This is a genomic window from Ureibacillus thermosphaericus, from assembly GCF_002370195.2.
Taxonomy (GTDB): Bacteria; Bacillota; Bacilli; order Bacillales_A; family Planococcaceae; genus Ureibacillus; species Ureibacillus thermosphaericus.
The window spans coordinates 1,001,944-1,016,496 of record NZ_AP018335.1 but is presented as its reverse complement, the minus strand read 5'-3'; the positions used below and the strand labels follow the sequence as shown (position 1 = coordinate 1,016,496).

At 36.9% G+C, this 14,553-nt stretch carries 18 protein-coding genes and 1 riboswitch; of the genes, 5 read left to right on the top strand and 13 right to left on the bottom strand.

The features are described from left to right. The first annotated feature begins 54 nt into the window (after positions 1-54). On the top strand, positions 55-1,449 hold the full coding sequence (locus tag UtA1_RS04955; RefSeq protein WP_096550233.1) for an amino acid permease: 1,395 nt from the start codon (positions 55-57) through the stop codon (positions 1,447-1,449). 238 nt (positions 1,450-1,687) lie between these two features. Here UtA1_RS04955 and UtA1_RS04950 read toward each other — a convergent pair whose 3' ends face one another. After that, positions 1,688-2,218 (bottom strand): YceI family protein, encoded by a 531-nt coding sequence (locus UtA1_RS04950; protein WP_016837386.1) that lies wholly within the window; start codon positions 2,216-2,218, stop codon positions 1,688-1,690. 330 nt (positions 2,219-2,548) lie between these two features. Further along, positions 2,549-2,625, top strand: a riboswitch (glycine riboswitch). Between the two features lie 74 nt (positions 2,626-2,699). On the opposite strand from UtA1_RS04950, the gene UtA1_RS04945 reads away from it, so the two are divergent. After that, positions 2,700-2,978, top strand: a complete 279-nt coding sequence (locus UtA1_RS04945) for an ACT domain-containing protein (RefSeq protein WP_026018995.1) — start codon at positions 2,700-2,702, stop codon at positions 2,976-2,978. 14 nt (positions 2,979-2,992) lie between these two features. Continuing rightward, positions 2,993-4,354 (top strand): PFL family protein, encoded by a 1,362-nt coding sequence (locus UtA1_RS04940; RefSeq protein WP_016837388.1) that lies wholly within the window; start codon positions 2,993-2,995, stop codon positions 4,352-4,354. Between the two features lie 826 nt (positions 4,355-5,180). Here UtA1_RS04940 and UtA1_RS04935 read toward each other — a convergent pair. From UtA1_RS04935 to UtA1_RS04890, 10 genes are all read right to left on the bottom strand, one after another. Further along, positions 5,181-5,519, bottom strand: coding sequence for a rhodanese-like domain-containing protein (locus UtA1_RS04935; RefSeq protein ID WP_016837390.1), 339 nt, complete (start codon positions 5,517-5,519; stop codon positions 5,181-5,183). Positions 5,520-5,539: 20 nt separating this feature from the next. Continuing rightward, complete coding sequence (locus tag UtA1_RS04930) at positions 5,540-6,043, bottom strand: DinB family protein (RefSeq protein WP_016837391.1); 504 nt, start codon at positions 6,041-6,043, stop codon at positions 5,540-5,542. A 181-nt stretch (positions 6,044-6,224) separates the two neighbouring features. Then, positions 6,225-7,118, bottom strand: coding sequence for a serine O-acetyltransferase EpsC (gene epsC / locus UtA1_RS04925; RefSeq protein WP_016837392.1), 894 nt, complete (start codon positions 7,116-7,118; stop codon positions 6,225-6,227). Positions 7,119-7,330: 212 nt separating this feature from the next. Continuing rightward, positions 7,331-8,203, bottom strand: a complete 873-nt coding sequence (locus tag UtA1_RS04920; protein ID WP_096550230.1) for a cysteine ABC transporter substrate-binding protein — start codon at positions 8,201-8,203, stop codon at positions 7,331-7,333. Positions 8,204-8,214: 11 nt separating this feature from the next. Next, complete coding sequence (locus UtA1_RS04915; protein ID WP_096550229.1) at positions 8,215-8,955, bottom strand: amino acid ABC transporter ATP-binding protein; 741 nt, start codon at positions 8,953-8,955, stop codon at positions 8,215-8,217. 15 nt (positions 8,956-8,970) lie between these two features. After that, entirely contained in the window at positions 8,971-9,648 is a 678-nt protein-coding gene (locus UtA1_RS04910) for an amino acid ABC transporter permease (RefSeq protein WP_096550228.1), read from the bottom strand. Then, a complete protein-coding gene (locus tag UtA1_RS04905) occupies positions 9,629-10,288 on the bottom strand; it encodes an amino acid ABC transporter permease (RefSeq protein WP_096550227.1) in 660 nt (219 codons plus the stop codon). The genes UtA1_RS04910 and UtA1_RS04905 overlap by 20 nt, the downstream gene beginning before the upstream one ends. 2 nt (positions 10,289-10,290) lie before the next feature. Continuing rightward, positions 10,291-11,541, bottom strand: a complete 1,251-nt coding sequence (locus UtA1_RS04900) for a threonine synthase (protein ID WP_096550226.1) — start codon at positions 11,539-11,541, stop codon at positions 10,291-10,293. 276 nt (positions 11,542-11,817) lie between these two features. Continuing rightward, the gene (locus UtA1_RS04895) at positions 11,818-12,378 is read right to left on the bottom strand and encodes an NADPH-dependent FMN reductase (RefSeq protein ID WP_016837394.1); all 561 of its coding nucleotides are present in this window, start codon (positions 12,376-12,378) and stop codon (positions 11,818-11,820) included. A gap of 124 nt (positions 12,379-12,502) precedes the next feature. Beyond that, complete coding sequence (locus tag UtA1_RS04890; protein ID WP_016837395.1) at positions 12,503-12,922, bottom strand: hypothetical protein; 420 nt, start codon at positions 12,920-12,922, stop codon at positions 12,503-12,505. 197 nt (positions 12,923-13,119) lie between these two features. On the opposite strand from UtA1_RS04890, the gene UtA1_RS17025 reads away from it, so the two are divergent. Continuing rightward, positions 13,120-13,272, top strand: a complete 153-nt coding sequence (locus UtA1_RS17025) for a hypothetical protein (protein WP_168411853.1) — start codon at positions 13,120-13,122, stop codon at positions 13,270-13,272. Between the two features lie 78 nt (positions 13,273-13,350). Here the strand turns inward: UtA1_RS17025 and UtA1_RS04885 are convergent, their stop codons facing one another. After that, positions 13,351-13,734, bottom strand: a complete 384-nt coding sequence (locus tag UtA1_RS04885) for a hypothetical protein (protein ID WP_016837397.1) — start codon at positions 13,732-13,734, stop codon at positions 13,351-13,353. Between the two features lie 128 nt (positions 13,735-13,862). Between UtA1_RS04885 and UtA1_RS17020 the strand changes: the two genes are divergently transcribed. Then, entirely contained in the window at positions 13,863-14,006 is a 144-nt protein-coding gene (locus UtA1_RS17020) for a hypothetical protein (protein ID WP_168411855.1), read from the top strand. Positions 14,007-14,100: 94 nt separating this feature from the next. Here the strand turns inward: UtA1_RS17020 and UtA1_RS17015 are convergent, their stop codons facing one another. Then, positions 14,101-14,244 carry a hypothetical protein gene (locus tag UtA1_RS17015; RefSeq protein ID WP_172597779.1) on the bottom strand — a complete coding sequence of 48 codons (144 nt, stop codon included), beginning with the start codon at positions 14,242-14,244 and terminating at the stop codon, positions 14,101-14,103. Between the last annotated feature and the right edge of the window lie 309 nt (positions 14,245-14,553).

Here is a 14,553-nt window from a genome sequence, read left to right as displayed (position 1 = left end):
TAATAAAAATCACCAATAAATAAATTATTATATCAAAATAGGATGGAATGAGCTATGAAAAATCAATTATTTCGAAAATTATCTTTAAGCGAATTATTGAATCAAAAAGGCACATCACAGTTTAATAAAACAATGAATTCATTTGATTTAATCGCTCTTGGTGTTGGAGCAGTTGTCGGAACAGGGATTTTCATTTTACCAGGTACTGTAGCTGCTGTTCATGCAGGTCCTGCCATCGTTTTCTCATTTATTTTGGCAACAATTGTATGCGCTTTTTCAGCCTTATGTTATTCGGAATTGTCTTCATCGATTCCAGTAGCTGGTAGTGCCTATACATATTCCTATGTGATCTTTGGCGAGCTAATCGCTTGGATAATCGGATGGAGTCTTTTGCTTGAGTATGGTTTAGCTGTTGCAGCAGTGGCAACTGGTTGGTCTGCTTACTTTCAATCTCTTGTTGAAGGATTTGGCATTCACGTACCGCAAGCATTATCAGGTCCATTCAGTCCAGCAAACGGAACATATATCAATTTACCAGCCATTATAATTATTTTACTTTTAGCTTCCTTCCTATCATTAGGAATGAAAGAGTCTAACCGATTAAATAAAATCATGGTTTTCATTAAACTAGGGATTATTTTACTCTTTATTCTTGTTGGAATGTTTTATGTGAAGCCTGATAACTGGCAACCATTTATGCCATTTGGTTTTGGTGGGATTTTATCAGGAGCGGCACTAGTAATCTTTGCTTATTTAGGTTTTGATGCGGTATCTTCCGCTGCTGAAGAGGTAAAAAATCCACAGCGAAACATGCCAATTGGAATTATCGGAACGCTCGTGATTTGTACAATTTTATATGTAGCCGTTTCCCTTGTGTTAACAGGGATGGTTCCATATACAGAATTGAATGTAGGAAATCCTGTTGCTTATGCGATGGAAATGAAAAATCTTGATTGGGTATTTGGTGTTATTTCGCTCGGAGCAGTCATTAGTATGATGACGGTGATTTTCGTTATGCTTTACGGAGGTACTCGCTTAGTGTACTCCTTTGCTCGTGACGGAATGCTTCCAAAAGTGTTATCAGAAATTCACCCTCGCCGTAAAATCCCGTTAAAAAATACATGGATTTATGCAATATTTGTATCTTTATTCGCTGGTTTTATTCCGATTGATAAGTTGGCAGAACTTGTGAATATCGGTACATTGATTGCTTTTGCTGCTGTATCGATCGGCGTTATCTTTATTAGAAAAATGAAAATTGATGGATTAAAAGAAGGATTTAAAGTACCATTGTTCCCAATTGTGCCAATTCTTTCCTTCCTCCTTTGTATTTTCATGATCGTCCAATTATCTACATTCACCATGTTTACTTGTCTTATCTGGATGATTATTGGTTTATTAGTGTATTTTGTGTATGGAAGGACGCATAGTGTATTGAATAAAAAATAGAATCAAAAAGCTTGTTGCCATGAGTGCAACAAGCTTTTTTTCGCTTGAGCATCATTTTAAAACAATAAGCTTTTTCTTTCCTTCATAATTAATAAAAGTTCTCTATTTGAGTCAACACCTTTGCGACGAAGATATGTTTCCCGCCGGAGTAATGTTCGGTAAAAGAAAAATTATTATCAAAAAGTAAGGGTGTCTGGAAAGTTTTCGCTTTCTAGACACCCTCTTCTTCCCCCACTAATTAGCTTGCAGGGTTCACTTCTAATTCTGCTTTTATTTTAATGTCTTTTCCTACCAATACGCCACCTGTTTCAAGGGCAGCGTTCCATGTAAGCCCGAATTCTTCACGGTTGATTTTTGCTTCCGCTTCGAATCCGTAAACTTCCACGCCCCAAGGGTTTTTCCCTTTACCATTGTACTCCACTTCGAATGTGACTGGTTTTGTTACATCTTTAATTGTTAAATCCCCTGTCACTTCAAATTCGTTATCATCTGTTTTCGTAATCACTTTGGATTGGAACGTAATTGTTGGATATTTTTCCGCATCAAAAAAGTCTGCGGATTTTAAATGATTATCGCGATCTTCTGATTTTGTATTAATGCTCGCAACATCAAAGGTAAATGCAATTGTAGCAGTTGTCAGATCCGTTAAATCTTCCGCTTCAATTTCAGCCGTATAAGAATCAAAATGCCCTCTCACCTTTGACACCATCATATGCTTTACTTCAAAACTAATTTCTGAGTGTGATTTATCAACAACCCACTTCGCCATTTTCATACCTCCCATATTATCCTATTTTGAATTCAAGATATATATGAATATTTATTTCGAATTAATTTATTTTGAATTCGAGATAAATATATCATGCACTTATTTTTTTGTCAATCCTTCCATTTATGAATCTCATGTTTTATTTCATATATTCCCTCTTCTTTACGAAAAAAACATTTAATCTACATTTTGAATCATAGATTGAATTTTCCTTTTTATGAAAAATTTCAATATATTTTTTGTTGACCAATTGTTCCAAAGGTGTTAGTATCTTTTAGTATTGGAACTGAATAGGTGTAGCGATGAATGCTGTGGGTAAAACTACACGCAGGAGCAGCTTCTGGAGAGACCACGTTTTGTGGCGCCGAAGGATTCACAATCTCAGGCAAAAGGACAGAAGAATGATAAACCTTATTATTCTTTTGTGTTTGAGATTGGGAAGCCAATCTCTTTTTTTATTACATCAATTGAGGTGAAACAAATGAGTGAACGTAGAAAAGCAATTGTAAGTGTCATTGGAAAAGATCAAGTTGGCATTATCGCAAAAGTAACGACTGTGATTGCAGATCGAAACATCAACATTTTGGATATCAGCCAAACGATTTTACAAGATTTCTTCACAATGATGATGGTGATTGATGTGACCGATTTACCTAATCTTGAAACTCTACAACAAGAACTTAATGAACTTGGTCAATCAATTGGCGTTGTCATTACTGTACAACTTGAAGAAATTTTCCAAGCAATGCATCGTGTGTGAAAGGACGTGCAAATATGAATTTTGAAATTCAAGAAATGATGGAAACCATCCGAATGGTTCGAACTGAAAACTTGGATATCCGTACAGTTACGATGGGGATTAATCTCAGAGACTGTGCAAATTCCGATTTCGATAAAATGAATCAAAAAATTTATGATAAAATCACTCACTACGCAAAAGATTTAAAGACAACAGCTGAAAAAGTGGAGAAAGAATACGGCATCCCTATTATTAATAAACGTATTGCCGTGACCCCAATTGCAGATCTTCTAGGCAATGCAACAAAAGATCAAGCAGTGGAACTTGCCAAAACATTAGACCGTGCTGCTGTAACCCTCGGTATTGACTTTATCGGTGGATTTTCGGCCCTCGTGCATAAAGGAATTGCGAAGGGAGACCAAGTATTATTTGATGCCCTACCAGAAGCTCTAGCAGTCACGGAGCGAGTTTGTGCATCCGTTTCTGTTGGAACAACAAAAGCCGGCATCAATATGGATGCAGTTCGTCAATTAGGTGAAATCATTAAAGAAACAGCAGAGCTTACAAAAGATAAATCGGGTCTCGGCTGTGCAAAGCTTGTTGTGTTCTGCAACCCTGTAGAAGATAATCCGTTTATGGCAGGAGCTTTCCTCGGATCCGGTGAAGGAGAAGTTGTGTTGAATGTCGGAGTTTCCGGACCAGGAGTTGTGTTGAATGCACTAAAGCGTTATCCAGATGCGGACTTAGGTGAAGTGGCAGATATTATTAAGAAAACCGCATTTAAAATTACCCGCGCTGGTGAATTAATTGGCCGAGAAGTAGCAAAACGCTTAGGGGTCCCATTCGGCATTATGGATTTGTCACTGGCACCAACAAATGCAATGAACGACAGTGTTGCTGAAATCTTAGAAGAAATTGGTTTGGAACGTGTTGGTACACACGGCACAATCGCCGCCCTTGCATTAATGAACGATGCAGTGAAAAAAGGCGGAGCGATGGCTTCTTCCTATGTGGGTGGATTAAGCGGTGCCTTCATCCCAGTTAGTGAAGATAACGGCATGATTCGTGGTATTGAAGAAGGTGCTCTAAGCTTATCAAAGTTGGAAGCGATGACATGCGTATGTTCAGTAGGGCTTGATATGATTGCCATTACGGGAGACGCACCTGCTAGTACCATTTCTGCAATGATTGCAGATGAAGCGGCTATTGGTATGATTAATAAAAAGACAACAGCCGTTCGCGTCATCCCTGTGCCTGGCGCAAAAGAAGGCGAAATGGTGGAATTTGGCGGCCTGCTTGGACGAGCACCTGTGATGGGCGTAAATCCATTTAGCTCTGAAAAAATCATTCGCCGAGGTGGACGCATTCCAGCTCCACTACAAGCGTTGGGGAATTAATTGATATAAGTGATAGAGCGAATGTAGAAAGTGATGAAGAGAGCAGCTTTCTCATTCGCTCTTTTACTTGGCTATTATGAAATTAATCGATTGACTATTATGTTTACAGGTTTGGCTATTATCCCTTGATGATTGACTATTATTGTCATGACTTTGGCTATTATCACATGACCCGAAAGCCATTTTTTGTTGATTGGCCATTATATTCGCAAGTTTGACTATTATCTTCCGGAGCTTGACTATTATCAGCTCGATTCTGACTATTATCTCTCTTTTCAAGTGTAGATTTTTTTCGATTGACTATTATGTTCACAAATTTGGCTATTATCCCTTGATGATTGACTATTATTGACATGGCTTTGGCTATTATCACATGCCCCGAAAGCCATTTTTTGTCGATTGGCCATTAGATTCGCAAGTTTGACTATTATCTTCCGGAGCTTGACTATTATCAGCTCGATTCTGACTATTATCTCTCTTTTCAAGTGTAGATTTTTTTCGATTGACTATTATGTTCACAAATTTGGCCATTATCCCTTGATGATTGACTATTATTGTCATGACTTTGGCTATTATCACATGATCCGATATCCGTTTTTGGTTGATTGCCAATTTCACCTTAGCGGATATCTTGTAATACTAAAGATGAAATGGGCGCGCCAAAACAATAAACTATCCTGCCAAAGTGCTTCCAAGACAGGATAGTATGTCCTCCATTCAGATACATTAACTTCTATCCTCAATGTAAATCCACCAAAAAAGCAAACTTTTCAGAAAGCCAATCCAATACCCACAGCTACTATACAACATTAAAACGTCTTACGACTTACTTCTTTATATAATCCTTCCAAGCTGTGAGTCCCCCATCTAATACAACTACATCATAATCATGTTTGGATAGAATGTTTGCACATTTTGTTGCAGAATTGCCTGTTGTGCAAGTGACAATGATTTCGCCTTTCTCAGGTAAAGCTGATATGTTTTTATCTTGATTATTTTCTAACTCGAAAATCTCTGTTTTATGGATATTAAGTGATTGGATGTTTTCCCCTTCAATATGGAAGGTATTATATTTCTCTTGATCTCGAACATCTAAAATCGTGAGTTGCTCACCTTGCTGCATTCTTTGGAACAATTCTTCTGGTGAAATTTTTTTCAATACCATCTTAAAATCCTCCTATGAAATTATAGTGGTGGTTCCTCTACTCCTAGATTAATCCAATCTTCTTTCGGCGGCCCATAAACGCCAAACGGTTTTAGCCCTGCTTGTCTCATTAGTACTGTTGCTTGTCCACGATGATGAATAATGTGTTTAATAAGCCCCATTAATATTTGGGCATTTGTTTCTTCTCTTCCAAAAGCAATTTGCACTTCTTTCAGTGATTCATCTGTCCATTGTTCTTGAATGACTTTCGCTGCACGAGCGCTCACTTCTTTAAAAGTATCCGCAATTTCCTTCGCCGAATCAGGAACTTTATCTGCATTTTCGACTAATTCCATTCTCAAACCAAAATGCACTAAATATTCCGGAATATTAGTTGTAAAATGCCAAACAATTCTTCCGAGCGTACGCCCTTCCGGATAAACTTTTTGTTTTAGAGACTCATCGGTTAGCCCTTCCAAAACCTTTTGCGTTAAGTTCGCCTCCCAATTCCATTCTCTTATAAAATCTTTAATTGTTACATACATAAAAAATTGCCCCCATTCTTTTGAAAAGATAGATAAGAACATTCGTTCTAATATTGTACCCGTATCCAAATAAAATATCAATTTTTTCCACGTTTTTGTTTTTGGAATATTGAGACCATAAGACTACATGAAGATATAAAAAACCCTTAAGCAATCATGTTTGCTTAAGGGATAGACAATCCTATTCTTTTTTCTGCTTAATATTTGGAAGCGGTTGGGAGTTGTAAATTCTTGAATATGGTGGAACGGATTGAGTTAACCAAATGTTACCGCCAATGACGGAATCATGTCCGATTTTCGTATCTCCACCTAGAATTGTTGCTCCCGCGTAAATCACTACATTATCCCCAATGTCTGGGTGACGTTTAATTCCTTTAATCGGGTTTCCATTTTCATCTAACGGGAAGCTTTTTGCCCCAATCGTTACACCTTGATAGATTTTAACATTTTTACCAATTGTGCTTGTTTCTCCAATCACCACACCTGTTCCGTGGTCAATGAAGAAGTACTCGCCAATTTTTGCTCCTGGATGAATATCAATACCTGTTAAACTATGAGCATGCTCTGACATAATTCTTGGGATAATTGGAACGCCTGCTTGGTATAATTCGTGAGCTATCCTATGTATCGTAATGGCTGTAATGGATGGATAGCTGAATAAAATTTCTTCTAATGATAAAGCTGCAGGGTCTCCATTGTAAGCCGCTTGAATATCCGTTTGTAGAATTTCACGAATTTCAGGTAATTTGTTGAGTAAATCCACAACGATTTCTTCTGCTCTTACTTCCGGTTGGCTTTCTCCATTATTTTTGAGCACTTTCGAAATGATATCTTTTAAATCTAGTGCAGTTGATCTTAATAGATTCCCAATGTTTGTCTCAATGCGCAATTCGTCTTTAAAGGTGTCGCAAAAACAAGGGTATAACACTTTACGGAAGTTCTTCAAAATTTTAATAATCTTTTCTTGCCCTTCAAAGCCGATAGATTGTTCAATTGGAAAGTGTTGTTTATGAACATCGAGCAATGAATTGGCGATGTTTGGTACACCATTGTTTAACCATTCATCTAATTTCAATGAATCCACCACCCTATTTTTTTTCGAAGGAAAGGAAAGGAACCCCTTTGCTAGTAAATTCTTTTTCCTTAGATTTTATTTATTGCTATCATATAAAACTTGCACTAGGTTTATCAACTATCTTGATTTTTTCATAAAATTTGACAATTAGAAAACTATTGATAGAACTAAAAACTTGCTGGATAAAACACTCCAGCAAGCATTTTTTAACATTATTCAACTTTACTTTCAACTACTACAGCATCAGCCTTGATTGTTTCACCGAAAGCAGGTTTTAATGTTTCTTCATATGCTTTTGTAAAGAATTTTTCTTCATATAAACTTTCAATTTCTTCATTTAACCATTCTAATAATTCTGTATTTCCTTTTTTAACAGCTGGAGCGATATAATCCAATTCACCTAAAGTAGGTAATGCTACTGTAAATCCTGGATTATTATTTGCCCAACTAAATAGTAAAGCGTTATCTTGAGCTAAAGCATCACCGCGTCCATCTTTTAGCGCTTCAAATGCTTCATTAATTTGATCATACTTCACCAATTCTACTTCCGGATAATTTTTCATGAAGAATGTTTCTGCAGTTGTCCCTTTAGGCACAATTAATGTTTTTCCTTTTAATTCTTCCACAGAAGAAATTGGCGATTTTTCAGATGATACAACACCGATTGCTACTTTCATATAAGGATGTGCAAAATCTACTTGCTCAGCTCTTTCTGGTGTAACTGTAAAGTTTGCCAATACGATATCTACTTTATCCGATTTTAATAAGTCAACACGAGCTTGTGGTTCAGTAATCACATATTCGATTTTTGACTCATCACCAAGTAAATCTTTTGCAATGCGTTTAGCTAAAACAATATCATATCCTTGATTTTCGCCTTTTTCATCAACATATCCAAATGGCGGTTTATCGCTGAATACTGCAACACGTAGTACCCCGCGCTCTTTAATTTCATCAATAACGGATTTTGTTTCAGTTTGAGCAGTTTCTTCTTCATTAGCTGATTCGTTGTTATTACTATTGTTGCATGCAGCTAATACTAGTATTAATAATGCAATCAATAAGTACGAATAAATTTTCTTCATCTTTCTTCCTCCTAAAATTGTAATATATTAATAAATTGTTGCGCACGTTGTGTTTGGGGATTTGAGAAAAAGTCTTTAGCTTGTGCTCGTTCATGAATCTTCCCTTTATCCATAAAAATCACTTCATCTGCTACTAATTCAGCAAATTTCATTTCATGAGTAACAATTAACATCGTCATTCCTTGTTTTGCTAATTGTGCAATGACCTCCAACACTTCTCTTACCATTTCTGGATCAAGGGAAGCCGTAACTTCGTCGAATAGCATAATCTTTGGATTAGTACAGAGCGCACGAACAATGGCAATTCGCTGCTTCTGTCCACCTGATAATTGCCGCGGATAATCATTAGCACGATCTAAAAGCCCCACTCGATCTAGTAGTTCTCTCGCCTGTAATTCTACTTCTTCCCGCTTTCTTTTTTGTACTTTAATAGGTGAAAGGAGAATGTTCTCCATTACTGTCATATTCGGAAAGAGGTCATAGCTTTGAAATACCATGCCAATTTTTTGGCGAACTTCCCGCCATTTTGAAGTTTTCGTCAAATCCTCTCCCTCGAAAATAATTTCGCCATCTTGTACTTCTTCGAGGCCATTAATACATCGTAAAAACGTACTCTTTCCGCAGCCAGATGGCCCTAAAATTGCAATGACTTTCCCTTGTTCAACATGTAAATCTATGCCGTCTAATACAACCTTATCGCCATATTTCTTTACGAGACCGTTTATTTGCAATATTGGACGATTTTCAACCAAAGTTACTCCACCTCCTTAAGTTGCCCATTTTTGTTCTAGCTTGCGTGAGATTCGAGACAACGGAAAACAAATACAGAAATATAAGAAAAAGATAATCCCGTATATCCAAAATGAAACAGTAGGGTATTCAGCATTGTAAAACTGAATAATTTGTTGACCTACTTTGATTACTTCTACAACACCAATCATTGTAAGTAGTGCTGTTGTTTTAATAATTCGTGTAATAAGATTAATTGTTGGAGGAATTGAACGCTTTGCCGCTTGTGGAACTAGCACATAACGATACATTTGAACTTTACTTAGCCCAAGTGCAAGGCTCGATTCCACTTGATGTTTTGGCAGAGAAACAATGGCTCCTCGCACAATATCACTCAATTCCGCTGTACCCCATAAACTGAAAACAATCAGTGCAACCACTTCTGCACTTAACTCCACATTAAAGTTCACCGGAACAATATAGTAGATGACAAACAACCATACTAAAATGGGAATAATACGAAATAACTCTAAATAAATTTTGAACAGGAATTGCAAAAACTTATTTTTCGTCGTTCGTATTATGCCGATAATCGTGCCCAAAACAATCGAAATAATGATTGCAATCACCGCAATTTTTAACGTATGGAAAAGCCCTTCAAGCAGCCTAAGGAAATTGATTCCCTCAAATAAAACACTAATGCCCGAATTCAGCATAACGAACTCTCCTCTCAAGCCACATTAAAAATAATGTGAAAGGAAGTAATATAATCAAATAGCCGATGACAAGCATAAACAATGCTTCATTCGTCTTATAATAAATTCCCATTAAGTTTTTCGTTGTATTGGTAAGTTCTAATATGGCAATTCCACTAAATACGGATGTTTCTTTTATTAAGAAAATGCAATTTGCTCCAAAGGCTGGCACGCTATAAGAAAAGGCTTGCGGAAAAATAACGTAACGTACTAGTTGAAAATTGCTTAGTCCCAATGCTTTCCCACTTTCCACTTGTGATTTTGTGACAGCTTCCATGCCGGCGCGGAATGCTTCAGCCATATAACTTCCGCCTAGGAAAGTCAAACCGATAATTGCACACATTTCCCCGCTTAACGTTAATCCTATTTTCGGTAACCCAAAATATAAGAAAAATAATTGAATTAACAATGGTGTGTTTCTAGCAATCTCTAAATAAACTTGGACGATGTGATTCAACACTTTGACCTTAAAATATTGGATTACACTGCAAATGAAGCCTGTAATCGTAGCAAAAACAATGCCGATTGCTGCAAGCTTAATCGTTAGCCATAACGCAGTCTTATAAAACGGTAATACTTCAACAATGTATTGCCAGTCCATGATTAATCTCTCCAGTTACTGTCTTGTGGAGATTGTGCATAGAGCGCATCTCCCGGTTGTAAGACTTGTACTCCTTGAATATCTACCGTTTCAGGATATTTAATTCCCGCTCCTGTATTCAGGCATACAACAAGCTCCTCTTCTTGAATCCATCCTTGCTCTCGTAACTTTCTTGCAGCAGCAAATGTAGTAGCGCCTTCTGGACAAATGAAATTGCCCTCAAGAGAAGCTACATGTTTTTGCGCTTCCAATAATTCATCTTCAGAGACTGCGACTGCACAACCATCCGTATTGTAAATAGCTTCAAGTACTAAGAAATCTCCGAGTGCTTTCGGTACATTGATGCCGAATGCACAAGTTGTAGAGTTTTCGAAAAATACGGATTCCTTTTCTCCCTTTTTCCAAGCTTCCACAATTGGCGCACATCTTTCTGCTTGAACAGCAACTAAACGAGGCAATTTCCCTTTCTCAATCCAACCGATTTCTTGCATTTCAAGCATAGCTTTATAAATTCCAATGATTCCTACTCCGCCGCCCGTTGGATATAAAATGACATCTGGTACTTTCCAACCAAGTTGCTCCACAATTTCATAGCCCATTGTTTTCTTTCCTTCAATTCGATATGGCTCTTTTAAAGTAGAAGCATCATAAATTCCTTCATGTTGAATTAAATGTGCAACCACTTTTCCTGCATCGCTGATTAAACCATTTATTAAATGTAAATCACCACCTGCTATATACACTTCTTTTCTAGTAATGAGCGGTGCATCTAAAGGCATGACAATCGTCGCTTTAATACCTGCTTTTGATGCATATAGCGCCCACGCAGCCCCCGCATTTCCATTAGTCGGCATCGCTAGTTGTGTCACACCAAGTTCTTTCGCCTTCGATACACCGACACTCGCTCCTCTTGTTTTAAAAGAACCAGTTGGTATAATCCCTTCATCTTTTATGTAAAGATTTTTTAAACCATATTTCGTCCCTAACGTTGGGAGATGTTCTAAAGGAGTTCCACCTTCACCTAGTGAAATGATATGTTCTTCATTTTTGACTGGAAGAACTTCGTGGTATCGCCATAAACTTTTTGGGCGATTTACAAGCTCTTCTTTCGAAACGTTTTCCTTTACTTTTTTCAAGTTATATCGAACCAGTAGAGGCGATCCGCATTTACATAACTGTTGAACTTTACTTTCGTCATAACGTTCATTACATTTAGGACATTCTAGATGTGAAATATAGCTAAACTTCGTCATGAAAATCTCTCCTCCTGATAAAATGAAAAAAGACTACAAAATCCTCAATAAATAAAAGAATTGAGAATTTTGTAGTCTTTGGTCTGTCCAATCAACTACATCATTTATAATAATCATCATTTTATTCAAACTATTCCTATTTGTCAACTTTATTTTAAAGGTGATATATTTAAAATCATAATTAGTATCTATTTATCTAATAAAGCTCCCCTTCTTTACAATTGTCTTTGCTAAAAAATCTGCTCCATTGTATGAACTGGAGCAGATTTTATAAAGTTAATAGTTATTGCGAATTGTTTTTAAAGCTTTGGACCATTTAAGCAGTTGGTCGAGCATATCATTTACAGTTTTTGTATGCATTTCTGCTGGTTTGAACTTTGTCATGTTTTCAAAATCAGTGAAAAGAGATAACGCAGGGTGTGTCCGAACATCTGCCACCGCTAATTCTCCCAAAATCCCGCGTAGATGTTCAGCAGCACGTGCTCCTCCAACAGAACCGTAGCTGACAATGCCAGCCGCTTTATTATTCCAAACTTCTCTAGCTAAATCGAGCGCGTTCTTTAAAGCCCCTGTAATACTGTGGTTATATTCTTGCACAATAAAAATAAATCCGTCTAAACTTGCTAATTTTTCATTCCATTTAGCTACTCGAGGATCTACTGTATCAGATGTTGTCGTACCAAAAAAAGGCAAGTCGTAATCAGCGATATCAACGATTTCAAATTCCGCTTCTTCACGATTATCAGCTATTTCTTTTACCCATTTGCCAACTTGAGGACTTACTCGACCTTCACGTGTACTTCCTAAAATGATCCCAATTTTTAATTTCTCTGACATTGTAAGTTCCTCCTAATTATTTTTCTAAAAAACTCTTTATGATAACAATGTTGCCAATTTGTCGAAAAGTTATGATGTCGGAAAATGTAATTTTTATGGATAGATTTTGTCTTGATATTCACATCTATATGTCATGCTGTTTGTTCTTTCGTTCTTCCAAAATATCTTTAATCATTTCAATATGGGAAGACGCCCATGCCTTTTCCCTAAAATGAAGAAACAAAGCAAATGTAATACCTGTGATATAACAAACAATGAAAATCATCCAATTTCGCGTTCCTTCTTGAAACAGGATTTTCTGAAGATGCTCGGAAAAAATTAAAAATAAAAAAGGGATGGACGAAACAAAAATCGGAATCATGCCTGACCCATTTTCCTCTTTTACTAATCGATAGTAAATTAATTGCAACACATCGCTTTCAATTGACTCATAAAATTTTCGAACTTCATAAAGATCTTTTAAATATTTTGATTCATGAATGGCATCTTGATTTTCTTTAAGCCGCTTATAAATTTTGTGAGCGTCTCCACGAAAAATGTTCATCACTTCTCACCCCACAGCGTGAAATTTAGTGGGTTCACCATATTGTTTGCACTCCTCCTATTTGGACTACTTTTATTATTCTTCATCCTTTTAAAAATAAACTTTTCACAATTTTTACGAAATATTAGGCGTTTATCTGTTGTATATCAGTTTTATATATAATATAATTGTTATATATCACATAGGAGGGGATGGCCTTGTTGAGCAATAAAGAGCGTAAAAATATGGTTCAGTTTTTGGTGAAGTATTTTGGACTTGAACCAATTCAGCTTGTAAACATTTCTGATCGTATGTTAGAAGCTACGTATGATTTTGCGTATTCTCGATTTGAAATGGAAACGGATATTTAATGGCATGAACAAAGGGGTAAACATATAAAAGTCGTTTCTCATGGGAAGAAACGACTCATTTTATTTCATCCAAACATATCACTCTTCAATCTTTTCAAATTGTAATGTAAACAATTCAATTTGTCTGCCCCATTCAACGGCCATGTTGATTTCCGTCTCTTCATTTACATTTGTACATTCCCCACAAACATCTGTAATCATTAAGATCCCCTGATCATTTAATAAACCGATTTCAGTGGAAGAACCGGATGGTGTTTCTATACGATAGCCGATTTGTTTTGGAATTGGTTTCTTCCCGATGTATTCGATTTGAAGTATTGATGATTCCTGTTTTTTCTCCATTACCACTTCATAGACAACTCGCCAATTTTTCGTTTCACCGACAAAAGTCCATTCTTTCGTATTTTGGCATGCTGTAAGCACAATGAGAACAATGAAGACAAAAATTGCTCTTTTTATCACTTTGTCACCTCTTCATTCGTATTCCTATGAAATCATTTTGGATCTATGCATTAAAGAGAAGAATTTTGAAGGAATAGTTTCATTGAATTGACGCACGCTAAATTCAAGATTTTTGGGAGGTGATAAGGATGGCGAAGAAAAATAAGACGAGTTTTAAGAAAGATAAAAAGGAGAATAAAAGATCTAATCAACGGGAAGAATATTCAAAAGAGTTTAATCAAGTAATCCACAACAATCCTCCTGCTGAAGTAAGAAAACCCCGAAATGCTTAATTTCAATGGGTACTAGCCCAATCGAGTAGGAGGGAGCGATTAACTCCCGTCCTCTCACACCACCGTACGTACGGTTCCGTATACGGCGGTTCAATTAAGATGATTGACGCAAGTCTTTATAACTTCCGTGAATAGCTGTTCTCTTTATGCCAGTGGTCACTCCACCCTCCAAGAGGTCTCCCACGGGATTCACCGCTTCCTTCCTCAAGTGAGGTACTACGTTTTCTGTGTTCATCATGACTCACTGAATGCCAAGGGCTATTCTCTCTTAATTGTTCGGTCCTTCTTAGTAGTTCTAAACCAACTAATACTATGACCTCTGCTGACTTCTGACGGTTCAGCTACTTATCACTAAGTAGGTTATGAAGCGTACTTCACATATCCGCCAGACCTCCCCGGGTAAGAATGTAATCTTTCCTTCCATCTATCTGCTTCATTTACTCTGTACCACCTTTGGCAGAAAGGACTTTGTTTTGTTTAGCAAACTCATCCAATGATACCTAGCCTTATATGAAGTTCGTGTTCCTCAGACCGGAAGTTTGCCGCT